27 protein-coding genes and 1 pseudogene are annotated in these 21,408 nt (G+C 73.1%); 15 read left to right on the top strand and 13 right to left on the bottom strand.

Annotated features, from left to right (window positions below):
- Positions 1 to 113: 113 nt before the first annotated feature.
- The 6 genes from ACFXJ5_RS26790 to ACFXJ5_RS26765 all read left to right on the top strand — a co-directional run bounded on the left by ACFXJ5_RS26790 (position 114) and on the right by ACFXJ5_RS26765 (position 3,325).
- Positions 114 to 713 carry a sulfite oxidase-like oxidoreductase gene (locus ACFXJ5_RS26790; RefSeq protein ID WP_384636073.1) on the top strand — a complete coding sequence of 200 codons (600 nt, stop codon included), beginning with the start codon at positions 114 to 116 and terminating at the stop codon, positions 711 to 713.
- Positions 683 to 1,447, top strand: a complete 765-nt coding sequence (locus tag ACFXJ5_RS26785) for a ferredoxin reductase (RefSeq protein ID WP_384636070.1) — start codon at positions 683 to 685, stop codon at positions 1,445 to 1,447. Before ACFXJ5_RS26790 ends, ACFXJ5_RS26785 begins: the two co-directional genes overlap by 31 nt.
- Position 1,448: 1 nt before the next feature.
- On the top strand, positions 1,449 to 1,751 hold the full coding sequence (locus ACFXJ5_RS26780; RefSeq protein ID WP_384636067.1) for a DUF6510 family protein: 303 nt from the start codon (positions 1,449 to 1,451) through the stop codon (positions 1,749 to 1,751).
- Positions 1,752 to 1,805: 54 nt separating this feature from the next.
- Positions 1,806 to 2,258: a nuclear transport factor 2 family protein gene (locus ACFXJ5_RS26775; protein WP_384636064.1), complete on the top strand. Its 453-nt coding sequence runs from the start codon at positions 1,806 to 1,808 to the stop codon at positions 2,256 to 2,258.
- A gap of 49 nt (positions 2,259 to 2,307) precedes the next feature.
- Positions 2,308 to 2,799, top strand: a complete 492-nt coding sequence (locus tag ACFXJ5_RS26770; protein WP_384636061.1) for a pyridoxamine 5'-phosphate oxidase family protein — start codon at positions 2,308 to 2,310, stop codon at positions 2,797 to 2,799.
- A gap of 106 nt (positions 2,800 to 2,905) precedes the next feature.
- Positions 2,906 to 3,325, top strand: coding sequence for a hypothetical protein (locus ACFXJ5_RS26765; protein WP_384636056.1), 420 nt, complete (start codon positions 2,906 to 2,908; stop codon positions 3,323 to 3,325).
- Here the strand turns inward: ACFXJ5_RS26765 and ACFXJ5_RS26760 are convergent.
- A complete protein-coding gene (locus ACFXJ5_RS26760; protein WP_384636053.1) occupies positions 3,279 to 3,785 on the bottom strand; it encodes a metallophosphoesterase family protein in 507 nt (168 codons plus the stop codon). The two genes, ACFXJ5_RS26765 and ACFXJ5_RS26760, sit on opposite strands and share 47 nt — an antisense overlap.
- A 68-nt stretch (positions 3,786 to 3,853) precedes the next feature.
- Here ACFXJ5_RS26760 and ACFXJ5_RS26755 point away from each other — a divergent pair, with 68 nt between their 5' ends.
- Positions 3,854 to 4,849, top strand: a complete 996-nt coding sequence (locus ACFXJ5_RS26755; RefSeq protein ID WP_384636050.1) for an MsnO8 family LLM class oxidoreductase — start codon at positions 3,854 to 3,856, stop codon at positions 4,847 to 4,849.
- A gap of 4 nt (positions 4,850 to 4,853) precedes the next feature.
- Here the strand turns inward: ACFXJ5_RS26755 and ACFXJ5_RS26750 are convergent, their stop codons facing one another.
- The 3 genes from ACFXJ5_RS26750 to ACFXJ5_RS26740 are packed head-to-tail and all read right to left on the bottom strand — an operon-like array spanning position 4,854 to position 6,193.
- Positions 4,854 to 5,051 carry a hypothetical protein gene (locus tag ACFXJ5_RS26750; RefSeq protein ID WP_384636047.1) on the bottom strand — a complete coding sequence of 66 codons (198 nt, stop codon included), beginning with the start codon at positions 5,049 to 5,051 and terminating at the stop codon, positions 4,854 to 4,856.
- A gap of 26 nt (positions 5,052 to 5,077) precedes the next feature.
- Positions 5,078 to 5,323: a DUF397 domain-containing protein gene (locus ACFXJ5_RS26745; protein WP_384636044.1), complete on the bottom strand. Its 246-nt coding sequence runs from the start codon at positions 5,321 to 5,323 to the stop codon at positions 5,078 to 5,080.
- 6 nt (positions 5,324 to 5,329) lie between these two features.
- The gene (locus tag ACFXJ5_RS26740) at positions 5,330 to 6,193 is read right to left on the bottom strand and encodes a helix-turn-helix domain-containing protein (RefSeq protein ID WP_384636040.1); all 864 of its coding nucleotides are present in this window, start codon (positions 6,191 to 6,193) and stop codon (positions 5,330 to 5,332) included.
- A 169-nt stretch (positions 6,194 to 6,362) separates the two neighbouring features.
- Between ACFXJ5_RS26740 and ACFXJ5_RS26735 the strand changes: the two genes are divergently transcribed.
- Positions 6,363 to 6,812 (top strand): ATP-binding protein, encoded by a 450-nt coding sequence (locus ACFXJ5_RS26735; protein ID WP_384636037.1) that lies wholly within the window; start codon positions 6,363 to 6,365, stop codon positions 6,810 to 6,812.
- Between the two features lie 242 nt (positions 6,813 to 7,054).
- Positions 7,055 to 7,225 carry a hypothetical protein gene (locus ACFXJ5_RS26730; RefSeq protein WP_384636035.1) on the top strand — a complete coding sequence of 57 codons (171 nt, stop codon included), beginning with the start codon at positions 7,055 to 7,057 and terminating at the stop codon, positions 7,223 to 7,225.
- Between the two features lie 99 nt (positions 7,226 to 7,324).
- Here the strand turns inward: ACFXJ5_RS26730 and ACFXJ5_RS26725 are convergent, their stop codons facing one another.
- Genes ACFXJ5_RS26725 through ACFXJ5_RS26715 form a run of 3 tightly spaced genes read right to left on the bottom strand, consistent with a single transcriptional unit; the run spans position 7,325 to position 8,627 of the window.
- Positions 7,325 to 7,747 (bottom strand): (2Fe-2S) ferredoxin domain-containing protein, encoded by a 423-nt coding sequence (locus ACFXJ5_RS26725; RefSeq protein WP_384636031.1) that lies wholly within the window; start codon positions 7,745 to 7,747, stop codon positions 7,325 to 7,327.
- Positions 7,744 to 8,130, bottom strand: coding sequence for a PPOX class F420-dependent oxidoreductase (locus tag ACFXJ5_RS26720; RefSeq protein ID WP_384636238.1), 387 nt, complete (start codon positions 8,128 to 8,130; stop codon positions 7,744 to 7,746). The genes ACFXJ5_RS26725 and ACFXJ5_RS26720 overlap by 4 nt, the downstream gene beginning before the upstream one ends.
- Positions 8,130 to 8,627: a GNAT family N-acetyltransferase gene (locus ACFXJ5_RS26715; RefSeq protein ID WP_384636028.1), complete on the bottom strand. Its 498-nt coding sequence runs from the start codon at positions 8,625 to 8,627 to the stop codon at positions 8,130 to 8,132. The genes ACFXJ5_RS26720 and ACFXJ5_RS26715 overlap by 1 nt, the downstream gene beginning before the upstream one ends.
- A gap of 81 nt (positions 8,628 to 8,708) precedes the next feature.
- Here ACFXJ5_RS26715 and ACFXJ5_RS26710 point away from each other — a divergent pair, with 81 nt between their 5' ends.
- A complete protein-coding gene (locus ACFXJ5_RS26710; protein ID WP_384636025.1) occupies positions 8,709 to 9,506 on the top strand; it encodes an exodeoxyribonuclease III in 798 nt (265 codons plus the stop codon).
- A gap of 199 nt (positions 9,507 to 9,705) precedes the next feature.
- Positions 9,706 to 10,068, top strand: coding sequence for an STAS domain-containing protein (locus ACFXJ5_RS26705; RefSeq protein WP_384636022.1), 363 nt, complete (start codon positions 9,706 to 9,708; stop codon positions 10,066 to 10,068).
- Here ACFXJ5_RS26705 and ACFXJ5_RS26700 read toward each other — a convergent pair.
- Positions 9,979 to 10,971, bottom strand: a complete 993-nt coding sequence (locus tag ACFXJ5_RS26700; protein ID WP_384636019.1) for a sigma-70 family RNA polymerase sigma factor — start codon at positions 10,969 to 10,971, stop codon at positions 9,979 to 9,981. The two genes, ACFXJ5_RS26705 and ACFXJ5_RS26700, sit on opposite strands and share 90 nt — an antisense overlap.
- 182 nt (positions 10,972 to 11,153) lie before the next feature.
- On the opposite strand from ACFXJ5_RS26700, the pseudogene ACFXJ5_RS26695 reads away from it, so the two are divergent.
- Positions 11,154 to 12,251: pseudogene (locus ACFXJ5_RS26695) on the top strand (MFS transporter); the annotation flags it as partial.
- Positions 12,252 to 12,330: 79 nt separating this feature from the next.
- Positions 12,331 to 13,854 (top strand): glutamate synthase subunit beta, encoded by a 1,524-nt coding sequence (locus ACFXJ5_RS26690; protein WP_384636016.1) that lies wholly within the window; start codon positions 12,331 to 12,333, stop codon positions 13,852 to 13,854.
- Here ACFXJ5_RS26690 and ACFXJ5_RS26685 read toward each other — a convergent pair.
- The gene (locus ACFXJ5_RS26685; RefSeq protein WP_384636014.1) at positions 13,823 to 14,047 is read right to left on the bottom strand and encodes a hypothetical protein; all 225 of its coding nucleotides are present in this window, start codon (positions 14,045 to 14,047) and stop codon (positions 13,823 to 13,825) included. The two genes, ACFXJ5_RS26690 and ACFXJ5_RS26685, sit on opposite strands and share 32 nt — an antisense overlap.
- Positions 14,044 to 17,187, bottom strand: a complete 3,144-nt coding sequence (locus tag ACFXJ5_RS26680) for a DEAD/DEAH box helicase (RefSeq protein WP_384636011.1) — start codon at positions 17,185 to 17,187, stop codon at positions 14,044 to 14,046. The genes ACFXJ5_RS26685 and ACFXJ5_RS26680 overlap by 4 nt, the downstream gene beginning before the upstream one ends.
- Before the next feature lie 109 nt (positions 17,188 to 17,296).
- Between ACFXJ5_RS26680 and ACFXJ5_RS26675 the strand changes: the two genes are divergently transcribed.
- Positions 17,297 to 18,097, top strand: coding sequence for an HAD-IIA family hydrolase (locus ACFXJ5_RS26675; protein ID WP_384636008.1), 801 nt, complete (start codon positions 17,297 to 17,299; stop codon positions 18,095 to 18,097).
- A 61-nt stretch (positions 18,098 to 18,158) separates the two neighbouring features.
- Positions 18,159 to 19,457 (top strand): hypothetical protein, encoded by a 1,299-nt coding sequence (locus ACFXJ5_RS26670; RefSeq protein WP_384636005.1) that lies wholly within the window; start codon positions 18,159 to 18,161, stop codon positions 19,455 to 19,457.
- Positions 19,458 to 19,461: 4 nt separating this feature from the next.
- Here the strand turns inward: ACFXJ5_RS26670 and ACFXJ5_RS26665 are convergent, their stop codons facing one another.
- From ACFXJ5_RS26665 to ACFXJ5_RS26655, 3 genes are read right to left on the bottom strand one after another with little or no spacing between them, the layout of a single operon-like run.
- Entirely contained in the window at positions 19,462 to 20,478 is a 1,017-nt protein-coding gene (locus ACFXJ5_RS26665) for a Gfo/Idh/MocA family protein (protein ID WP_384636002.1), read from the bottom strand.
- The gene (locus tag ACFXJ5_RS26660) at positions 20,475 to 20,888 is read right to left on the bottom strand and encodes an ankyrin repeat domain-containing protein (protein ID WP_384635998.1); all 414 of its coding nucleotides are present in this window, start codon (positions 20,886 to 20,888) and stop codon (positions 20,475 to 20,477) included. The genes ACFXJ5_RS26665 and ACFXJ5_RS26660 overlap by 4 nt, the downstream gene beginning before the upstream one ends.
- 51 nt (positions 20,889 to 20,939) lie before the next feature.
- Complete coding sequence (locus tag ACFXJ5_RS26655; RefSeq protein ID WP_384635995.1) at positions 20,940 to 21,395, bottom strand: DUF3291 domain-containing protein; 456 nt, start codon at positions 21,393 to 21,395, stop codon at positions 20,940 to 20,942.
- Between the last annotated feature and the right edge of the window lie 13 nt (positions 21,396 to 21,408).

Here is a 21,408-nt window from a genome sequence, read left to right as displayed (position 1 = left end):
GTGTCCCCCGCGTACGGACACCACGCAGGCTACTCCGGCCCGGGCGCGGCGGCGGCATCCACTGCGTAGGGTGGGAAGTCCGATCGGCAACGCCGGCACGGGAGGAGCGGCCCATGGGAATCGTCTCGCCTGGCTTTCACGGACGGTCCCGCGCGGCGGGCGTGAAGCTGCCGCCGGGGCAGTATCTGGTGGAGGACTTCCCCGTGCTGTCGGCCGGGCCCACGCCGCGGATCGCTCAGCAGGACTGGGCGTTCGTCATCGCCACCGAGTCCGGGCAGCGGCACCAGTGGTCCTGGCAGGAGCTGATGGCGCTGCCCAGCGAGCAGCCGACGGTGGATCTGCACTGCGTCACCAAGTGGTCCAAGCTCGGCACCGACTGGCAGGGCGTGTCGCTCGACGTGCTGTTCGAAGACGTCGAGACGGCGGCCGACTTCGCGCTGGTGCACTCCTACGGCGGGTACACCACCAATCTGCCGCTGGAGGACCTGCTCGACGGCAGGGCGTGGATCGTCTACCGCTACGACGGCGACGACCTGACGCCCGAACACGGCGGCCCGGCCCGGCTCCTGGTCCCGCACCTGTACCTGTGGAAGTCGGCGAAGTGGGTGCGTGGCATCCAGCTCACCGAGCAGGACGAGCCGGGATTCTGGGAGAGCGCCGGCTACCACGACTACGGAGACCCGTGGCGCGAGCAGCGGTATCAGGGCGATTGACCGGTCGCCTGGCCTGGCGGGTGGCCACCCTCGTCGAGAGCCGCGCCGAGACGGCCGCCGCGCGCACCCTCGTCCTGGACGTGCCGGGCTGGCCGGGGCACCTGGCGGGCCAGCACGCCGACGTCCGGCTCACCGCGCCCGACGGCTACAGCACCCAGCGCAGCTACTCCCTGGCCGCGCCCCCGGACGGCGACCGTCTCGAACTCACCGTGCAGCGGGTGCCCGACGGCGAGGTCTCCCCCTATCTGACCGACGTCCTGTCCCCCGGCGACCCGCTGGAGATCCGCGGCCCGGTCGGCGGCTGGTTCGTGTGGCGTCCGGCCGACCCGGACCCGGTGCTGCTGGTCGCCGGCGGCTCGGGCATCGTCCCGCTGATGGCCATGGTCCGGGCCCGCCGCGCCGCGGCCGCCGGCACCCCGTTCCGCCTCGTGTACTCGCTGCGCGGACCTGCCGAGCTCTACTACGCGGGCGAGCTGCGCCGGCCCCCGGCCGCGGACGCGGGGGTGGGCGTCGACTACGTGTACACCCGTACGGCGCCCCCGGACTGGCCCCGCCCGCCGGGCCGGCTCACGGCCGCCGACCTCGACCCCGACGGCCACGGACCACAGGCCGGTCCCGCCTGCTTCGTCTGCGGGCCGACCGGCTTCGTGGAGGCGGCGGCGGACCTGCTGGTCGGCCTCGGCCACGACCCGCGCCGCATCAGGACCGAACGCTTCGGCCCCACAGGAGGCTGACATGACCCCACAGGACAGCCCACAGGACACGGCGCAGTACGTCGACGGCAACGCTCTGGCCGGGCCGCTGCTGGAGATCTTCGCGGTCGACGTGACAGCCGCCGACGGCCGCTGCGCGTCGTGCGGACTGACCGGCCCGGTCGCGGCACTGCGGGTGTACACCCACGCGCCCGGCTGGGTGGCGCGGTGCCCCGGCTGCGACGAGGTGGTCCTGCGGCTGGTGCGCGGGCCGCAGTCCGCCTGGCTGGACCTTCGCGGCGCACTGAGCCTGCGTATCCCGCTGCCGCAGGAGCAGGCGGGGTGACTTCCGGCTGCGCGACCCCTTGGCGGGTGGCGTCCGGTGCCGAACACTGGGCCGATGACGCAGCGCGCGGAACTCTCGGCTGTGCTGGACCGGCTGGCCGTCGACGAGGTGATAACGGGCTACGCGGTGGCCGTCGACGACGGCGACTGGGCCGCCTACCAGGCCTTGTTCACCCCTGACGGGCGGGCCGACTACCGCTCCTCGGGAGGCATCGCCGCCGGCGCGGGCGAGGTGGCCGCGTGGCTGGCCGAGATGATGCGGCTCTTCCCGGTGCGCCAGCACCTGATCGTCAACCGGCGGGTGACGGTCGACGACCCGGGAGACGCCCACGTCCGCGCCGACTACGTCAATCCGATGCGCCTGGCCGGGACCCCGCCGGAGGGTCCGCAGGACACCTCGGCTCCGAATTTCATCAGTGGCGGCACCTACACCTTCAGCTTGCTGCGCACGGACGCCGGATGGCGCATCCGTGAGGTCACCGTGCACGAGAAGTGGCGCCGGATGTAAGCCGCGCGGTGCCTCGCCGCACGGCACCCCCAGGGGGAGACTGAGCGGCATGAGCGAACGCATTCCGATCGCCTGGGCGGAAGTACGCAAGCGCCTGGAGCCGGCGCGCTCCTACTGGATCTGCACCGCGTCGGCAGCCGGCGGCCCGCACGCCATGCCGGTGTGGGGGGTGTGGGTGGACGGCCGGCTGTGGTTCAGCACCGCCCCGCAGACTCTGAAGGCCCGGGACCTCGCTGCCGACCCGAGGGTCGCGGTCCATCTGGAGAGCGCCTCGGACCTGGTGTCGCTGCGCGGCCGGGCCGAGGATGTCCCGGCGGGCGAGGTGCCGGCGGAGGTGGACGCCGCGTACGCCGCGAAGTACGTGATGCCGCGCACGGGCGAGCCGGTGTCGATCACGGTCCGGGACTCCCGTGTCTTCGCCGTCACGCCGGTCACCGGGCACAGCTGGTTCGAGGGAGCCTTCACCGAGTCGATGACGCGTTGGCGGTTCGGGGAGCCGGGCCGGGACCCGGTGGCGGAGGAGATCGGTTACGGGGGCTGAACGGGGGAAGGCGTCCGGCGCAGCGCCGCAATGCGCCCGCTCTCCGGACGTCCTATCGTCGGGACTGCCGGAGTCGCGTCAGTCTTCCCTCCAAGGAGCCATGCTGATGAGCACGCCGCACCCCCACACCCATGTCGATGTCCTGCTCTCGGCCCAGGACCGCAAGGACGCAGACGCCGTTTTCGGCGCCCTGGAGCGTGTTTTCCCCGAGACGAAGGCCGACCACGGACCCACCGAGGCGGCCCGTACACCCGCCGCCGCCTCGGGATCGGCTCACCCGACCGTCTGGGCGCTGGACGTCGACGCCCAAACCCATGGTTCTGGGGCGGGGCCCGTGGGACTCCGCGCACCTGTCACCGCGGATCTGTCCGGCGACCCGCACCATGTCCACGAGGTCGAGACCGCACTGGCGCAGTCCTTCGGCGTCGACGAGCGCAGCTCGGTGTCCGGAGACCAGGAGCTGGAGGTCCGGCTTCGCCTCACAGCGCGGGACGCGGCGGCAGGCGGTGCAGCCGGACGTCGGTGAGCGTGCCCGCCGTCACCTCGGCGGTCATGTACGTGCAGTGCGGCTGCCGCCTGCGGTCGGTGGGCGAGCCGGGGTTGAGCAGCCGCAGGCCGGGGGCGGCGGAGTCCCAGGGGATGTGGCTGTGCCCGAACACCAGCACGTCCAGGTCGGGATAGCGTTCCGCGCAGCGCCGCTCGCGTCCCTCGGCCGGTCCGGTCTCGTGGACGACCCCGAAGCGCAGGCCCCCCAGTTCGGCCCGGGCCATCTCGGGCAGGCGGGCGCGCAGGCCGGGGCCGTCGTTGTTGCCGTACACCGCGATCAGGCGATTGGCGCGTGCTTCCAGGAGGTCGAGGGTGGCTTCGTCGACCCAGTCGCCCGCGTGGATGACGGCGTCGGCGAGCGGGAGCCGGTCGAGGAGCTCGGCGGGCAGTGCCTTGGCGCGCTTGGGCAGATGGGTGTCGGAGATCAGCAGCAGGCGCACGGCACCACAGTAGGGGCTGGGGCCGGGCCGGCCGGGAATCCCACGGCGTGGCGGGCGTTGCAGCAGAGGTGACTTCGACATCGCCGCACGTCAGGTTCTCGGTACTGGACCGCTCGCGGATCCGCCGGGGGCAGGATCCGGGGCAGGCGCTGCGGGACACGGTGTCATTCGCGCGGGAGGCGGAGGCGCTGGGTTTCCACCGGTTCTGGGTGTCCGAGCACCACGGGGTGCCGGGGGTCGCGGGTTCGGCGCCGACGGTGCTGGCGGCGGCCGTGGCGGCGGCGACTGCGCGGATCCGGGTGGGGACAGGCGGGGTGATGCTGCCGAACCACCGGCCGATCGTGGTGGCCGAGCAGTTCGGGGTGCTGGAGTCGCTGTTCCCGGGCCGGATCGACATGGGCCTGGGCCGGTCGGTGGGGTTCACCGACGGGGTGCGGCGGGCGCTGGGCCGCGACAAGGACGCCATGGAGGACTTCGGGGCCATGCTGGCGGAACTGCTCGGGTATTTCATGGGTGACGGGACGGTGCGGGCGTATCCCGCCACCGGGCTGCGGGTGCCCGCCTTCGTACTGGCCACCGGGGCGGGGGCCGATGTCGCGGCGGAGCAGGGGCTGCCGCTGGTCATCGGGGCGGTGCGCGGCGAGGAGCGGATGCTCGAGGCGATCGGCCGCTACCGCGCGGGGTTCCGGCCGTCGGCGTGGGCGGCGCAGCCGTACGTGGTGGTCTCGGCGGCGGTGGCGGTCGCCGAGACCACCGAGCAGGCGCGTGAGCTGCTGGTCCCGGAGGCGTGGGCGGCGGCCTGGTCGCGGACGCACGGGACGTTCCCGCCGCTCATCCCGGCCGGCGAGATCGCCTCGCTTGTCATGACGCCCCGGGAGCGGACGTACTTCGATGAGGCGCTGCGGGGCCACCTCCACGGGACGGAGGGCGAGGTGGCGAAGGCGCTGACGGGGCTGGTGGAGCGCAGCGGAGCGGATGAGGTGCTGGTGTCGACCAGCACCTTCGACCGGGCGGCGATGACGGATTCCTACCGGCGGCTGGCCGGGCTCGCGGGGCTGGGCTGACCGGTCAGTCGAAGTCCAGGGTGTCGGTGTAGAGGTCGAACTCGACGAGCCCGTCCGGGGTGGTCCGTACGCTCGCGGGGCGGGTGCGGGGGTAGCGCGAGGCGATGGTGTCGGCGATGCGGTGGGCGGTCGCCGCGTCGGCGGCGGCGATGCGGATGTGGGCCACGCCGGGCTCGTACAGTGGTCCGAGATGTTCGGCCATGGGGCTCCCCTCGTGGGGTGGGGTGGTCAGGACACCAGGAAGTCGGCCTCGCCGGCCTTCGCGCCCTGGATGAACATCGTGATCTCGTGGCTGGTGTAGATGAGAGCCGGCCCGTCGGGGTCGGTGGACTGGCGCAGGGCGATCCGTCCGTCGTGCAGCTTCATGGCCTCCACGCAGGAGCCTCCGTCGCCACCGCTCCACGGCTTGTGCCAGCCCTCGTTGCCGAGGTCGCCGGCACGCATGCCGTTGTATATGTGGTCGCCGTTGTGCATGAACTGTCAGATCTCCTTGCGAACGCCATCGAGGATGGCTGCGGTGCGGTCTACCGGCGCGGCTTGCGCGCACATCCGGTCCAGCGCTTCGAGGAAGGCCGACACGTCGTTCCGGTCGTCCAGATAGGCGGCGCCGATCAGACTCTCGGTGAAGACCACGTCGGGCAGTTCCTTCACCTGGAACCGGAAGATGTGGAACGGCCCGTACATCGCCGGGTGGGGTCCGGCGGCGAAGGGCATGATCTGGAGCCGGACGTTGGGCCAGGTGCAGGCTTCGACGAGGTGGTCGAGCTGGGCGCGCATGACGCCGGGGCCGCCGATGGGGCGGCGCAGCACGGTCTCGTCGGCGCACACCCAGAGCACGGGTGCGTCGGGGCGGGTGAGCAGGGTCTGCCGCTCCAGGCGGAGGGCGACCGAGCGCTCGATGTCGGGGGCGGACAGGTGGGGGCTGCCGGCGCGCAGGACTGTACGCGCGTAGTCCTCGGTCTGCAGCAGGCCGGGGACGTAGTGCGGCTCGTAGGCGCGGATGGTGCTCGCTTCGCCCTCGAGGCTGACGAAGGCGCTGAACCAGGCGGGGAGCACGTCGCGGTAGCGGTGCCACCAGCCGGGGCGGTTGCCCTGGCGGGCGAGGAGGAGGAAGGCGCCGACCTCGTCGGGCTCGACTCCGTAGAGGAGCAGGAGCTTCTCCACGTACGGGATCTTGAGGCTGACCTCGGCCTTCTCCATGCGGCGGACGGTGGCGTGGGTGACGTCGAGGGCCCCGGCCGCCGCTTCGTAGGAGAGTCCGGCCTTCTCACGCAGGTGCTGGAGCCGCTTGCCGAGGATCAGGCGCAGGACGGTCGGGGCTCCGCCCGACCGTGTCTCATGCACGGCCCACCTCTCGCATACGAGCAGTCTGCCATGCGCTACGTGCAGCAGGCAGCCTGTAGAGAGAAATGTGTAATTTGCAGAATGCCCTTGCCATGTGTCCCGGGTCGTGGCCATAGTGGCCTGTGTGACACGGCTGTGCCCACCCTTCGACGATGTCAGGAACCGTCCCATGGAGCTGCCGATAGCACGGGGGTTTACGGGCGATGTGTTCCGGTTGCCGGCGCAGGCCGAGTGCGTGGGCGCCGCCAGGCGACAGGTCCGCGCGACGCTGAGCCGCTGGGGGCTGGCCCGGCTGTGCGACGACGCGGGTCTGGTGGTCACCGAACTGTTCACTAACGCCGTGCTGCACAGCGGCAGCGATCACGTCACCTGCGCTCTGTGGGCCAGGGCGGGACTGCTCCACGTCGAGGTCACCGATCAGGGCGACGGCAGCTGCGGACCCGCTGTCCGCGAGGCCGGCGACGGCGAGGAGAACGGGCGCGGACTGGTCCTGGTCAACCATGTGGCGCAACAGTGGGGTGTCCGGCATCCGGGACCCGACACGGGCGGCCGGACGGTCTGGGCGGCGCTTGCCTGCGGCGGAGCAGCGGCGCAGCAGGGTGCCCGGCGCACCGGCTGATCGGTAATCGGTTGGTGGCCGGAGCGTAACGGGCTTAGTGTGGGTGAGGACGGAACGCCTCTCAGGGAAGCACCGATACCCTCGGCCCGTCCCGGGAAGCGCCAGCGACCATGGCCGCCCACCCGGTTCCGCCCCCGGCGCCACCGCGTCCGAACCGCCCTTTTCCAGCCCCACCGGGCCGTTCGGCGCCCCGGTAGCGGCCGCGCTGGGCGACCCGGTTCACCCGACACAAGGAGTTCGCGGTGACACCAGAGAAGACCGAGCAGGATCAGCTCCCGCCAGAAGCCGACGATCGCCCCGCTCCTCCGCGGGATGTGCGCAATCTGGACGTCTGGGCGCGGTCCGCGCCGATTCGCCTCGCCGGTTACGAGGACGACCCGTCCGAGTCGCACATCCTTCGCAGCGTCGACTGAGTCCTGGCCGGACTCAGCGAGCAGCAGGGGCCGTACGGGCCTGACCGCCCGTACGGCCCTTGCTGCTTGTTCGGCCCCTGTTGCCATGGGGCGCTGAGGCTATGCGCCGCCCGCCCCTCCCGGCAGCGCCTCCCGGACGCGCCGCGAGGGAGTGAAGGAGTACAGGTCGAGCACGCCGGGCGGTTCCGCCAGCCCGGGACCGCCGGCGCGCACCCAGGCGGTGATGTCCTCGATCGCGTCCGGGTCGTTGACCAGGCCGAGCCAGACCGGGCGGCCACCGGCCGCGCGCCCCTCGGGGGACGGCTGTACGACGATGACGTTGCCGTGCTCGCAGACGTCGAGGCACTCGGTGGCCCGGACCCGCGAGACGGCGGCCAGTGCCTGCTTGAGGCGGGCCAGCTGACCCGCGTGGTCGACGCCGGGGATCTTGGGCGTACCGCAGCAGCAGCCACGGCAGACACTGACGGTGCAGGCAGGGGCTCCGGCCGAAGCGGCCGACCGGCGGGGGACGCGACGGCTCACGTCAGGGTGATCCGTATGGCGACCGTGCCGTTCCGGCCGCGCCGAAGCCGGCTGCCGAGCAGGCTGATCCGGCCGAACAGGCCGTACTTGCCGGCGAGCAGCCCGCGATAGTGCTGAGTCTGCTCGGCGTCGAGGATCTCCGCACGGCCGGGGAGCTGCTCCCCCGACGGATTGCCGCGTACGTCGCAGGCGCTGACCAGCACGTCGGCACGGTTGCGAATCCGCTTGACCTTGCCGGAGCCGGCCACCGTCCAGACGCCGAGGCTGTCGCCGTCGCGGACCACCCACACCGGGGTCGGCACCGCGCGGCCGTCCCGGCGGAAGGTCGTGACCAGCAGGTACTTGCCCGACGCGAGCCGATCGAGCGGACTGTCCTCAACCATCATGAGGCCAGACTACGGTCAAGCGCACCAAGGGACTTGCCCAGGCACACGCTGTCGGCATGGTCGCGGTAGACGCCGAACTTGGTCACCGGTGCATAACCGCACGAGGTGTAGAGGGCGATCGCCTCGGGCTGCATGACCCCGGTCTCCAGGACCATCCGCACCCTGCCCGCCGCCAGGGCGTCGGCCTCCAGGTCGGCGAGGATACGGCGGGCGAGGCCGCGGCCGCGCGCCCCCGGCACCACGTACATCCGCTTGAGCTCGGCGTCGCCGTCACGGAAGCCCTCCGCAGAGGCGTCCTGTGCCCGCCAGCCACCGGTGGCGACCGGGTCCCCGTCGAGGTAGCCGACCAGGAACACGCCGCGCGGTCGGGCGAAATGGCCCGGGTCCATGGGCGTGGCGTCAGGACCGCCGTACCGCTCGACGTACTCCAGCTGCACCTGCTCGGTGAGCTTGATCGCGTCGGGGTGGTCGTAGGGCTTCGTTCGGATCTCCACCGTCATATCGTACGGACATACGAGGTAGGCCTGGTCGGGGGCGGTCGGGGGCGCCGCTGCGCCCCGGGTATCGTCCCGGGCATGCTCACCGTGACGACCGTGAACGTGAACGGGCTGCGCGCCGCGGCCAAGAAGGGCTTCGTCCCCTGGCTGGAGGCCACCGCCGCCGACGTGGTGTGCCTGCAGGAGGTGCGGGCCGAGCCCGGGCAGCTCCCGGCCGAGGTACGCGAGCCCGAAGGCTGGCATGTGGTGCACGCCCCGGCGGCCGCGAAGGGCCGGGCGGGCGTGTCGGTGTACTCCCGGCGGGAGTTCGAGCGGGTCCGGATCGGCTTCGGCTCGGACGAGTTCGACGGGTCGGGGCGGTATGTGGAGGTCGACCTGCCCGGTGTGACGGTCGCCAGTCTCTATCTGCCCTCGGGCGAGGCCGGGACGGAGCGGCAGGAGGAGAAGCTCAGGTTCATGAAGGAGTTCCAGTCCTACCTGGCCGACCTTCGTGACCAGGCCGCCACGGGCAGCCGAGAGGCGGTCGTGTGCGGCGACTGGAACATCGCCCACCGCGAGGCGGACCTCAAGAACTGGAAGTCCAACACCAAGAACGCCGGCTTCCTCCCCGAGGAGCGGGCCTGGCTCTCCCAGGTCTACGACGAGACGGGTTACGTCGACGTGGTGCGCCGGCTCCACCCGGACGTCGCGGGACCGTACTCGTGGTGGTCGTACCGGGGCAGGGCCTTCGACAACGACGCGGGCTGGCGGATCGACCTGCTGGTCGCCACGGAGGGCCTGGCGCGGCGGGCGAAGTCGGCGGTCGTGGAGCGGGCGGCCACGCACCCGGAACGCTGGTCGGACCACGCGCCCGTCACCGTCACCTTCGACGTGTAGGCGGCACCGGCGCGACCGGGGCTCAGGCCCGTTCGGTGCGCGGCAGGCCGGATCCGAGACCCCGTAGACGTCAGGATCGGTCCGCGCGGGGCCGGACGCCATCCGTACAGGTACCCAACTCCCGGCCCGGAGCGGTCACCGGGCCGGACTCGTCGGCCTGCCGCCGATGAGTCCGGCCCGGCCGGGCCGTCTTCTTGTTGTGGACACCCTTGTACTGGCCATCGGTCCTACGCTCGCGCCCGCCGACGCGGCGCGGCTGGCCGCGCGCCTGCGCGCGGTGCCGCGCGGCCACCACCCCGCCGTGGTGGTCTGCGACGTGGCCGCTGTCACCGAACCGGATCTCGGCGCCGTCGAGGCACTGGCCGGACTGCAGCTCACCGCGCGGCGGCTCGGGTACCGGATCCGGCTGCGCGGCGCGTCCGACCGGCTGCGGGAGCTGCTGGCGCTGACGGGACTCGACGGGGTCCTGCCGCTATGGATCGAGCCGGTCGGGGAGCCCGAAGAGCGGGAAGAGGCGCTCGGTGTCGAGGAACGAGTTGATCCCGGTGATCCGGCCGTCTGACACGTCGATGACCTGGATCGCCCAGGGCACGCCGCCCTCGTGGTAGTGGCCGAAGGCGGGGGTGCCGTTGGCCGTGAGCGGAACCAGGCGCGAGCCGCGGCAGACGCTGCCGGTCCCGAGGAACCAGGCCCGTATCTCCGAGGTGCCCCGCAGCCACAGCCGGTAGGGCGGCATGGAGAGGGTGGCGTCCTCGTGGAGGAGAGCGGTCAGGGCGTCGAGGTCGTACCGCTCGAAGGCGTCGACATAGCGGGCGAGGAGCGACCGCTGGGCGTCGTCCATGGGGCGGGCCGGGTCGGTGGCGGCGGGCTCGCCATCGGCGGCGAGGGTGGCGCGGGCCCGCTGGAGGGCGCTGTTGACGGAGGCGACGGAGGTGTCGAGGAGCTCGGCGACCTCACTCGCCCGCCAGGCCAGCACCTCGCGCAGGATGAGCACCGCACGCTGCCGGGGGGCGAGCCGCTGCAGCGCGGCGACGAAGGCGAGCCGTACGGACTCACGGGCGACGGCCTGCTCGGCCGGATCGCTCCCCTCGCCGAGGACGCGGGAGTCGGGGACCGGGCCGATCCAGGTGGCCTCGGGCAGCCCCGCGTCCAGGGGCGAGGAGGCCGACGACGGCGAGGCGAGGTCCATGGGGCGGGCCCGGCGCTGGCTGCTTTTGGCCATGTCCAGGCACACGTTGGTGGCGATCCGGTACAGCCACGACCGCAGACTGGCGCGGCCCTCGAAACGGTCGTAGCCACGCCAGGCCCGGACCAGGGTTTCCTGCACCGCGTCCTCGGCCTCGAAAGCCGAGCCCAGCATCCGGTAGCAGTAGGCGGTCAGCTCGACGCGATGCCGCTCCATCTGCCGCTCGACACCCGGTGGGGCGCCTGCCACCTCGTGGTTTTCCGCAGTGAGCTCACTCATCGGGGACCGCCTTGTCGACCGCCAGTTTTCACTGACACCGACGCTACCGGAGGGGACTGACAACGGCCCTGCCCGCGCCGTACGCTTCCGGTATGACCTGGCGACATTGACCTTCACCGCAGGGACCTGCACCACAGACTCGGCTCGCGCGCCGGCTCTACGCCTACGCGTTCTTCGACGACTTCGTACTGTTCTACCCGGTCTACGCGGTGCTCTTCGCCGAGACCGGGCTGTCGGCCGCCGAGATCTCCTCGCTCTTCGCCATCTGGTCGGTCACCGGCTTCGTGCTGGAGGTGCCGTCGGGACTCTGGGCGGATGTGTACTCACGCAGGCGGCTGCTGGCGCTCGCGCCCCTGCTGTCCGCCGCCGGCTTCGCGCTGTGGACGTTCCTGCCCTGCTATCCGTCCTTCGCGGCCGGTTTCGTGCTGTGGGGCGCGGGCAGTGCGCTGCGTTCGGGCACGCTCCAGGCGCTGGTGTACGAGGAGCTGTCGCGGGCGCGGGCGCAGGCCTCGTACGCCCGGCTGATCGGCCGTGCGCGGGCGGTCGGTACGACGGCGGTGCTGGCGGCTGACGCGCTGGCCGGTCCCGTGCTGGCCGCGGGCGGTTACCGGGCGCTGGGGATCGCCAGTGTGGCCGCCACGCTGCTCGGGGTGCCGGTGGCGTTGGCGTTGCCGGAGTCCCGGGGGCAGCGGGAGGAGATGCCGGAGCAGGGTTTCGTGGCGGTGCTGCGGGAGGGGTTCGCCGAGGTGCGTGGCTCGCCGGGGGCGCGGCGGTGCCTGGTGCTGGTGGCGGCGCTGTCGGGGTTCGACGCGATGGACGAGTACGTACCGCTGCTCGCCCGGTCGACCGGGGTCGGCCCGGCGGTCGCACCGCTGCTGGTGCTGCTGGTCACCGCCGGGGTCACGGTGGGCGGCTTCCTGGCCGGGCGGGGCCAGGGGCGGGCGGCGGCGCCGGCGCTGGCCGTCGCGGCGGGCTGCCTGGCGGTGGGGGCGATGAGCGGGCGGGCGGCGGGGATGGTGCTGGTGGCGGTCGCCTTCGGGGTGTTCCAGTGGGCGACGGTGGCGGCGGACGCCCGCCTCCAGGAGCGGATCGCGGACGGGTCGCGGGCGACGGTGACGTCGATGGCCGGTTTCGGTACGGAGGTGGTGGCGGTGCTGATCTTCGCCGGGTATGCCGCAGGCTCGCGGTGGACGGGTCCCGGGCTGCTGTTCGCGCTGGCGGCCGTGCCGTACGTGGTCGTGGCGGCGGCCCTGGGGCGGTCGCGGCGGCCGGGGGCGTAGGCACGTCGAAAACCGGCCAGATGAGTCGTATCGTGGCGAGGGAACGTCCGATCGGCTCTCCCCGCTGCTGGAGGCCGCCGTGGCCGACCCCAAGGGCTTTCTCAAGACCCCCCGCCGCACCTGGCCCCGCCGCCCGGTCGAGGACCGGGTGCAGGACTGGCATGAGGTCTACCAGGGGCAGGCGCTGCTGCCGATCATCGGGGCGCAGGCGGACCGGTGCATGGACTGCGGCATTCCGTTCTGCCATGACGCGTGCCCGCTGGGCAATCTCATCCCGGAGTGGAACGACCTGGTGTCCCGGGACGACTGGGAGGCCGCGAGCCACCGGCTGCACGCGACCAACAACTTCCCGGAGTTCACCGGGCGGCTCTGTCCGGCGCCCTGCGAGTCGGGGTGCGTCCTGGCGATCAATGCCGACCCGGTGACGATCAAGAACGTCGAGGTCGCCATCGCCGACGACGCCTGGCGGCAGGGATACGTCCCGCCCAGGCCGCCGGAGCGCATGTCGGGGCGGACGGTGGCGGTGATCGGCTCGGGGCCGGCCGGGCTGGCCTGCGCGCAGCAGCTGACCCGGGCCGGGCACACGGTGACGGTGTACGAGCGGGCCGACCGGCTCGGCGGGCTGCTGCGGTACGGCATACCGGAGTTCAAGATGGAGAAGGTCCATCTGGACCGCCGGCTCGGGCAGATGCGCGCCGAGGGCACGAAGTTCCGCACCGGCGCCGACGTCGGCGGTGAGGTGGACGCGGCGCGGCTGCGTCAGCGGTACGACGCCGTGGTCATCGCGATCGGGGCGCACTCCTGGCGGGAACTTCCGGTGACCGGGCGGGAGCTGACGGGGATTCACCAGGCGATGGAGTATCTGACGCTGGCCAACCGGGTGTGCGACGGCGACATGGCGGCCTCCCCGATCAGCGCCGACGGCAAGGACGTGGTGATCGTGGGCGGCGGGGACACCGGCGCCGACTGCCTGGGGACCGTACTGCGGCAGCGCGCCGCCTCGGTCGTACAGCTGGACATCAACCCCCGGCCCGGCGAGGACCGGGCGGAGCACGAGCCGTGGCCCATCCACCCCAAGGTGTACCGGGTCTCCCCCGCCCATGAGGAGGCCCTGGAACTGGCTCTGGCCGCCGGGGAGGACCTGGCACAGCGGGGTGTCCCGCTGCCGAGCCGGGAGGGGGACATACGGATGTTCTGCGCGTCGACGCTGCAGTTCGAGGGCGACGCGCACGGCCGGGTGTCGTCACTGCACCTCACCGAGGTCGAGGAACGCGGGCGCGCGCCCCGGCCCGGGACGGAGCGGGTCATTCCGGCCCAACTGGTGCTGCTGGCCCTGGGGTTCGACGGAGTGGAGCGGGACGGCAGGCTGATCGGCGGGCTCGGGGTGCGGGTGGACGAGCGTGGCACGATCGCGCGCGACGCGGACTTCGGGACCGACGCCGACGGGGTGTTCGTGGCGGGCGACGCCGGGCGGGGCCAGTCGCTGATCGTGTGGGCCATCGCGGAGGGCCGGTCGGCGGCGGCGGCCGTCGACCGCTATCTGATGGGCGGGACCGAACTCCCGGCGCCGATCAGTCCGATGACCCGTCCGCTCGTCGTGTGAACGCGTCGTAGGCGGGCCGCAGTACGGCTGCGAGGTCGCGTCCCCGGACGGTGATCCCGGAGGGGCCGAGGCGGCCGGGGGCGGGGTCCGGCGGCCCGGGGTCGCGCTCGCGCGGGAGGTCGTCGGCGCAGTCCCAGAAGTCCTCGAGGCAGTCGGCGAGCGGCCTGTCGTGCCGTTCCTCGTTCGCGTTCACGTGGTCTCCTCTGCGGCGTCGGCCGAAAGCTCCACGAGGTCGCGCAGCTCGTCGGTGGACAGCTCGGTGAGCCACTGCTCGCCGTCGCCGACGACCGAGCCGGCCAGGGTCCGCTTGGCCTCGATCATCGCGTCGATGCGCTCCTCGATGGTGCCGGCGCAGACGAACTTGCGGACCTGTACGTTTCTGCGCTGGCCGATCCGGAAGGCGCGGTCGGTGGCCTGGTCCTCGACCGCCGGGTTCCACCAGCGGTCGAGGTGGATGACATGGGCGGCGGCGGTGAGGTTGAGCCCTGTGCCGCCGGCCTTGAGGGAGAGCAGGAAGACCGGGGGCCCGGCGGGGTCCTGGAAGCGGGCGGTCATCGCGTCGCGGGCGTGCTTGGGGACGCCGCCGTGCAGGAAGAGCACCTCGCGGCCGAGCCGCCGGGCCAGATGGCCGTGGAGCAGCCGGCCGAACTCGGCGAACTGGGTGAAGCACAGCACCTTGTCGCCCTCGGCGAGGGCTTCGGCCAGGATCTCCTCCAGGCGTTCCAGCTTGCCCGAGCGGCCGGTGAGGCGTGCCGAGGCGCCCTCGTAGGGCTCGCGGAGGAACTGGGCCGGGTGGTTGCAGATCTGCTTGAGCTTGGTGAGCGTGGACAGCACGATGCCCTTGCGCTCGATGCCGCGGCTCTCGGCGATGCGGGCGAGCATGTCGGAGACGGCGGCCCGGTAGAGGCCGGCCTGCTCGGCGGTGAGGCCGCAGTTGACGGTCATCTCGACCTTTTCCGGCAGGTCGCGGGCGATGGCGGGGTCGTTCTTGAGGCGCCGCAGGATGAAGGGGCGGGTGCGTCGCTGGAGTTCGGCGGCGGTGTCGCTGTGGCCGTCGCGCTCGATGGGGATGGACCAGCGTTCCTTGAAGCGGGTGGCCGAGCCGAAGAGGCCGGGGTTGGCGAAGTCCAGGACGGCGTGGAGCTCGGCGAGCCGGTTCTCGACGGGGGTGCCGGTGAGGGCGATCCGGTGGGCGGCGGGCAGCGAGCGGACGGCAGCGGCCTGGCGGGTGGCGGAGTTCTTGATGTGCTGGGCCTCGTCGGCGATGACCCGCCGCCACTGCGTGGCCCGAAGCTCGGCGGCGTCGCGTTCGGCGAGTCCGTAGGTGGTGACGACCAGATCCGCGGCCTGTGCGGCCTGCCGCAGGGCGTCGCCGGACAGGCGCTGCGCGCCGTGGTGGACGTGGACGCGCAGCATCGGGGCGAACCTCGCTGCTTCGCGCTGCCAGTTGCCGACCAGGGACATGGGGCAGACCAGGAGGTTGGGGGCGGTGGCGCCCTGTGCGTGCTCCAGCGCCAGCAGGGCGAGGGTCTGCACGGTCTTGCCGAGCCCCATGTCGTCGGCGAGGACCGCGCCCAGGCCGAGCCGGGACATGAACGCGAGCCAGTCCAGGCCGCGTTCCTGGTACGGGCGCAGGGTCGTGCCGAATCCGGCGGGCACCGGGACCGGGTCGACGCGGTGGTCGGCGGTGCCGGCCAGCAGGTCGCCGAGCCGCCCGTCCGCGCTGACCCCGGCCACGGGCAGGCCGCCCACCGTGGCGTCCGGGTCCAGGGCTACGCGCAGCACCTCGCCGGCGGCCATGGTGCCGCTTCCCTGCCGCTCCAGGAAGGCCAGGGCGGCGGCGATCCGGGCCGGGTCGACCTCGGTCCACTGGCCGCGCAGCCGCACCAACGGCTGCTTGGCGGCGGCCAGTTCGGTCAGCTCGGCCTCGGTCAGCGGCTGGTCGCCGATCGCGGCCCGCCAGCGGAAGGCGACGATCCGGTCCCGGTCGAGCAGACTGCGGTCGTGTACGAGGCCGGGCTGGGCGGTGCGCACGCTCAGGGTGAGTCCGAAGCCGGCCGGGCGCTGCCACCACGTCGGCAGCAGGACGCCGTGGCCGGCCGCCGCGAGGGCCGGTGCGGCGTCGCGGAGGAAGGCCAGGGCGCCGGCCCGGTCGAGGCGCAGGGCGGTGGGGTGGCTGGAGCGCAGGGCCTCGCGCAGTGGCGGCCAGAGGCGGGCCGCCCGGGCGAGCCCGTCCAGGAGGGCGTCGCCGGGGCGCGGGGCCTTGCGCTCCAGTGCGCTGAGGGCGGGTCCGGGTGCCCAGAGGGCGTCGGCGGCGACCATCAGCGAGGGCTCGTCGGTGGCCTGGAGCAGGAACTCCAGCCGCCAGTTGTCTTCCGAGGGGTCGCCGTCGGGGTCGGCGGGGTCGGGGCCGAGCGGTTCGCCGAGCCGGAAGCACGTACGCAGTGGCTCGTCGGCCGGGGCCTCTGAGCGGTACCAGGCGTCGAGCCGGTCACGCAGCCCGGCGAGCGCGGCCGCGTCGGCGCCCTCGACTGCGGTCTCGGCTGCGCCCTCGACTCGGCCGCTGTCCGAGCCGAGCGCCCGCAGCCACGCCTCCGGCGCGCCGTCCGGGCTCCGTGCCCGCCCGGGGCGCAGCAGTGGCGGCTCGTCCTCCAGCGCGGCCCGGGCCTCGCAGTCGGCCAGGACGTCCAGGAGGTCGGCCACCAGTTCCCCGGCCGCCCTGCCGTCGGGGTGGCCGGCGCTGCGCTCGGCGCGGCAGACCGGCGGGACCGCCGCGGTCAGCTCCCGTGTCTCCCGCCATCCGTCGGCGTCCGGCACCGGGCGCCACCGCGCGTACGGCTGTCCGTCCTCGGTGGCCACGGCCGGCAGTACCTGACCGCATCCGACCAGCCGCCAGGCCAGGTCGTGGACGGCGGTGAGCCAGCGCAGCGATGCGCCGTACGGTACGTCGACCTGGCCCTCGGCGGGCAGCTGGGTGGCCAGGAACGGCTTCCCCGGGGCGTAGAGCTCGCCGAGGAGCTGCGCCGCCTCGCCGGGTTCGAGGAGTAGCGAGGGCACCCGCCACGGGGCGAGGGTCACCGGCGCGCGGGGGCCCTGGACGGCGCGGCCGAGGTCGGGGGACGGCAGGGGCGCGCCGTTCTGCGTCGGCAGCAGCAGGGTGGTCACGCCCGCGGCGGCCTTGGTCATCAGCCACTCCAGGCCGGGGCCGGTGCCGCCGAGAAGCTGGGCGACGGTCTCCGGGGCGCAGGCGTACCGGTCGGGCGGCAGTAGGGAGTCCTCGGCCCACAGTGCCAGGCGGCGGTCCGCTCTCCACACGGCGTGCAGGGCGAACATCGACGGCCTTCCCGGTCTGCGGACAGCTGTCTCCGGACTCTCCGGACAGCCATTCGAGCCAGCCTACGGGCTCGGGCCGGGCGGCCGGACAGGTCCTAGAGTCGGTTCCATGGAGCGCGTACCGGGAGTGCGAGGGGTCCTGATCGACATCGACGGTGTGCTCACCGTGTCGTGGAAGCCGCTGCCGGGCGCCGTGGAGGCTCTGCGGCGGCTGCGCGACCTCGGACTGCCGCTGGCGCTGCTCACCAACACCACCTCGCGGACCCGGGCGTCGATCGCGCGGACGCTCGCCGACGCCGGCTTCGTCGTCGGGCCCGACGACGTCCTCACCGCGCCGGCGGCCACGGCCGCGTATCTGGCCGAGCACTGTCCGGGCGCCCGGTGCCTGCTGCTGAACAGCGGGGACATCGCGGAGGACCTGGAAGGGCTGGCCCTGGCCGGCGAGGGCGAGGAGCCGGATGTGGTGGTGGTCGGCGGGGCGGGCCCGGAGTTCGGCTACCGGGTCCTGAACGAGGTGTTCGGGCACCTGCAGCGCGGCGCCCGGCTGGTGGCGATGCACCGGAATCTGTTCTGGCGCACGGATGCCGGGCTGCAGCTGGACAGCGGCGCCTTCCTGCTGGGTCTGGAGCGCGCGGCAGGCGTCGAGGCGGAGGTCGTGGGCAAGCCGTCCGGGGCGTTCTTCGAGGCCGCGCTGGCGCGGCTGGGCATCGGTGCAACGGAGGCGCTGATGGTGGGCGACGACGTCGAGGCCGATGTGCTGGCCGCCCAGCGGCAGGGGATCACCGGGGTGCTGGTCAGGACCGGCAAGTTCCAGCCGGAGTCGCTGCGGCGCGCGGACGGCGAGCCGGACCGGGTCCTGGACTCCTTCGCCGACCTGCCGGGGCTGGTGCAGTCCGCCGATCCGCACTGACATGGCGGAATCTGGGTATATGACCGCTATGGCGGTAAACGCGCAGGGGGCGCGGAGGGCTGTGCTTGTTGTGGCCGCGACCGTGCTGGCGCTCGCCGCCTCGCTGTTCACCTCCGGTTCCGCGCATGCGGCGACGAGCATCGAGGCGGTCGCGAAGGCGCTGCGCACCAGCCCGGTCTACGTCGACCCGGCCGCTTCCGGAAAGCTCTCCACCACCCAGGCCCATGATCTGGCGCAGCGCATCCGCGACACCGGAGTCCCCATCTACGTCGCCGTCCTCCCGGACGACCCGGCCTACGGCGGCAACCAGGTCTTCGACCGGCTGCGGTCGGCCGTGGGCCGCCCGGGTGTGTACGCCGTGGCGCTGGGCTCGAACTTCGGGGCGGCGTCGGACAGGTCGGTGCTCCCGGGCAGCACCGCGCAGGCGCTGGCCCAGCGGAATCTGCAGGCGCACCCGGGAGACCCGTCGGCGATCCTGGACGGCTTCGTGGCTGATGTCGCGGCGTCGGCCGGCAACGGCGGGGCGGACCAGGGCAGCCACCGGACGCACGGCACGGGCGGCGTGGGCGCGCTGATCGCGCTGGGCGCCGTGGTGGTGGTGCTCGGCGGGGGCGGGCTGCTGCTCGGACGCAGGAACACCCGGCGACGCCGGGAACGGGAGCGGGCGGACCTGGAGCAGGTGCGCGGGGCGGTCGAGGAGGACATCACCGCCTACGGGGAGACCCTGGACCGGCTGGACTTCGTACCCTCCGATCCGGAGGCGACGCCCGAGATGCTGGAGGACTACGGCCGCGCGCTGGACGCCTACGAAACGGCGAAGCAGCGCTCCGCCGCCGCCCGGCGCCCGGAGGACGTACGCGGGGTGAGCCAGGCCCTGGAGGAGGGCCGCTTCGCCCTCGCGGTCCTCGACGCCCGGCGCAAGGGGCTCCCGCTGCCCGAGCGGCGCCCGCCGTGCTTCTTCGACCCCCGGCACGGCCCGTCGGTGCAGGATGCCGAGTGGGCACCCGAAGGCGGGGCGCCACGCACGGTGCCGGTGTGCGCGGCGGACGCGGCCCGCCTGGCGGACGGCGCCGACCCGGCGGTGCGCACGGTGCCGGTGGGCGGGGAGCGCCGCCCCTACTGGGAGGCGGGCCCGGCGTACGCCCCGTGGGCGGGCGGCTACTTCGGGTCGTACGGCTCGATGTTCCTGCCGGGGCTGCTGGCGGGGACGCTGCTGGGCGGTTCACTCGGCGGCTACGGGTACGGGTACGGCGGGGACGGCTACGACGGCGGCAGTGGCGGTTTTGACGGCGGTTTCGGGGACGGCGGCGGATTCGGCGGGGGCTTCGGCGACGGTGGCGGGGGCGGGGGCGGCTTCTGATCCGTCAACGCGAGGTGCGCGGCCTCGGTTGGAAGCCGGCGGCGCGGTAGGTGTCGTCGATGAGCAGCATCGTCTCGACCGCGTCGTCCGGACCGATCGGCAGCGGAGTCCCGTCCCGCAGCCGGGCGGCGAACGCCTCCAACTGGTAGGCGTACGAGGTGCGTCTGCCCAACTCCTCCACCCGCTCCCCCGCCGCTGCCTTCACCATGAGGCGGTCGTCCAGGTGGGGCAGGACGAAGTTGACGGCGGTCGCCTCGCCGCGGCTGCCCACGACGCGGTGGCTGACCTCGAGGGTGTCCCCGCCCATGTCGCAGCCCGCCGTGGCGGTGGCACCGCCGGGGAACTCCAACTCCGCGTCGATCGCTTCGTCGACGCCGGGCGCGCCCGCCCGCTCACGTCCCCGCGCGCCGGTCAGGCGGGGCGGCCCGCCGGCCCAGGGGGCGAGCATGCGCTGCGCGTGGAGGCTGTAGCAGCCCAGGTCCATCAGCGCCCCGCCGGCCAGCGGTAGTGACCATCGCGGGTCGTCGTCGGGCGGGGCGGGGACCGTGAAGGTGGTCTCGCTGTGCAGCAGGTCGCCGAGTTCACCGGAGGCGAGGAGGGCGTGCAGGCGCTGCGTCACGGGATGGAAGAGGTAGTGGAAGCCCTCCATGAAGACCACGCCCGCCTTGGCGGCCTCGGTGCGGACCTCGTCCGCCTCCTCGGCGTTGCTGGCCGAGGGCTTCTCGGTCAGGACGTGCTTGCCCGCGGCGACCGCGGCGAGGTTCCACGGTCCGTGCAGGCCGTTGGCCAGCGGGTTGTAGACCACCTCGACCGCCGGGTCCTCGATGACCTCGGCGTACGAGTCCCGTACGCGCTCGACGCCGTGTGCCTGGGCGAAGGCCTGCGCCCGCCCTCGGTCGCGGGCGGCGACGGCCACGATGCGGTGTCCGGTCGTGCGGGCGGGGTCCACCACGGCCCGTTCGGCGATGCGGGCGGCGCCCAGGATGCCTATGCGCAGGGGTTCCACGCCGTTGCCGGTCATGCGGCGCCGAAGAGCTTGAGCAGTTCGTCCTTGCCGAACATGCGGGCGGTGTCCACGGCGGACGGGGTGCCTGCGGTGGGGTCGGCGCCACCGTCGACGAGGGCCTGGATGACGGCGTCCTCGCCCTTGAACACGGCGCCGGCCAGGGGGGTCTGGCCTCGGTCGTTGGCGCGGTTGGGGTCGGCGCCGCGGTGCAGGAGGGCGGTGACGGCGTCGGCGTGGCCGTGGTAGGCCGCGAGCATCAGCAGCGAATCGCCTTTGTCGTTGGTGAGGTTGGCCGGCACGCCGGCGTCGACATAGGCGGCGAGGGTGTCGGTGCCGCCATGCCGGGCGAGGTCGAAGACCTTGCCGGCGAGCTGCAGGACCTCGGGGTCGTGCGCGGGCTCTGTGCCGTGGGTCGGCTCGCTCATCGTTCCTCGCTCCGGTGGCCGGTGGTGTGCGGGGTCTGCGCTGACGCTTTCCTACCCTACGAGGTGGATCTCCCGGAGGGTGAAGGCGTGCGGGGTGGCGCCGTGTTTCCGCAGGTGGAGCAGCCGTTGTTCGGCCTCTGGGACGGAGGGGCGGTGTCCGGCCGGGACCCACCACAAGGCGGTGACGGCCTCGTCGAGGCGCTCGAACCACTCGCGTCGGCGGCGCAGCAGGTCGCGGTGGAGGCCGTCGTACATGAAGGCCTTCAGTGAGTCGACGTCCCGCCATACCGACATGTTGACAATCAGCCAGTCGTCGCCGAGGACGCCGATGTCGGTGGCGTTGCCCTCGTCGCCCTGGAGGCGCCAGACGAAGCCCTCAGCCGCGTCGGCGACGGCGTTCACCGGATCGAGGCCGGCGACGAATTCGGCGAGCTGCGGGGAGTCCAGCGGGGCCTTGAGGCGGGCGATGTTGATCTGTGCCAGTTCGTGCTCCAGCAAGGAGGCCATGGCGGCAGATTAG

Origin of the sequence: Streptomyces sp. NPDC059373, assembly GCF_042751495.1 — a bacterium.
Lineage (GTDB): Bacteria > Actinomycetota > Actinomycetes > Streptomycetales > Streptomycetaceae > Actinacidiphila.
The sequence above is the reverse complement of the archived record's forward strand: the minus strand, read 5'-3'. Positions and strand labels throughout refer to the sequence as shown.

Coding starts and splice junctions, on each gene's coding strand:
- ACFXJ5_RS26790 (WP_384636073.1), top strand. CDS start 114: ATGGGAATCGTCTCGCCTGGCTTTCACGGACGGTCCCGCGCGGCGGGC.
- ACFXJ5_RS26780 (WP_384636067.1), top strand. CDS start 1,449: ATGACCCCACAGGACAGCCCACAGGACACGGCGCAGTACGTCGACGGC.
- ACFXJ5_RS26775 (WP_384636064.1), top strand. CDS start 1,806: ATGACGCAGCGCGCGGAACTCTCGGCTGTGCTGGACCGGCTGGCCGTC.
- ACFXJ5_RS26770 (WP_384636061.1), top strand. CDS start 2,308: ATGAGCGAACGCATTCCGATCGCCTGGGCGGAAGTACGCAAGCGCCTG.
- ACFXJ5_RS26765 (WP_384636056.1), top strand. CDS start 2,906: ATGAGCACGCCGCACCCCCACACCCATGTCGATGTCCTGCTCTCGGCC.
- ACFXJ5_RS26750 (WP_384636047.1), bottom strand. CDS start 5,051: ATGGCCGAACATCTCGGACCACTGTACGAGCCCGGCGTGGCCCACATC.
- ACFXJ5_RS26745 (WP_384636044.1), bottom strand. CDS start 5,323: ATGCACAACGGCGACCACATATACAACGGCATGCGTGCCGGCGACCTC.
- ACFXJ5_RS26735 (WP_384636037.1), top strand. CDS start 6,363: ATGGAGCTGCCGATAGCACGGGGGTTTACGGGCGATGTGTTCCGGTTG.
- ACFXJ5_RS26720 (WP_384636238.1), bottom strand. CDS start 8,130: ATGGTTGAGGACAGTCCGCTCGATCGGCTCGCGTCGGGCAAGTACCTG.
- ACFXJ5_RS26710 (WP_384636025.1), top strand. CDS start 8,709: ATGCTCACCGTGACGACCGTGAACGTGAACGGGCTGCGCGCCGCGGCC.
- ACFXJ5_RS26700 (WP_384636019.1), bottom strand. CDS start 10,971: ATGAGTGAGCTCACTGCGGAAAACCACGAGGTGGCAGGCGCCCCACCG.
- ACFXJ5_RS26680 (WP_384636011.1), bottom strand. CDS start 17,187: ATGTTCGCCCTGCACGCCGTGTGGAGAGCGGACCGCCGCCTGGCACTG.
- ACFXJ5_RS26675 (WP_384636008.1), top strand. CDS start 17,297: ATGGAGCGCGTACCGGGAGTGCGAGGGGTCCTGATCGACATCGACGGT.
- ACFXJ5_RS26665 (WP_384636002.1), bottom strand. CDS start 20,478: ATGACCGGCAACGGCGTGGAACCCCTGCGCATAGGCATCCTGGGCGCC.
- ACFXJ5_RS26660 (WP_384635998.1), bottom strand. CDS start 20,888: ATGAGCGAGCCGACCCACGGCACAGAGCCCGCGCACGACCCCGAGGTC.
- ACFXJ5_RS26655 (WP_384635995.1), bottom strand. CDS start 21,395: ATGGCCTCCTTGCTGGAGCACGAACTGGCACAGATCAACATCGCCCGC.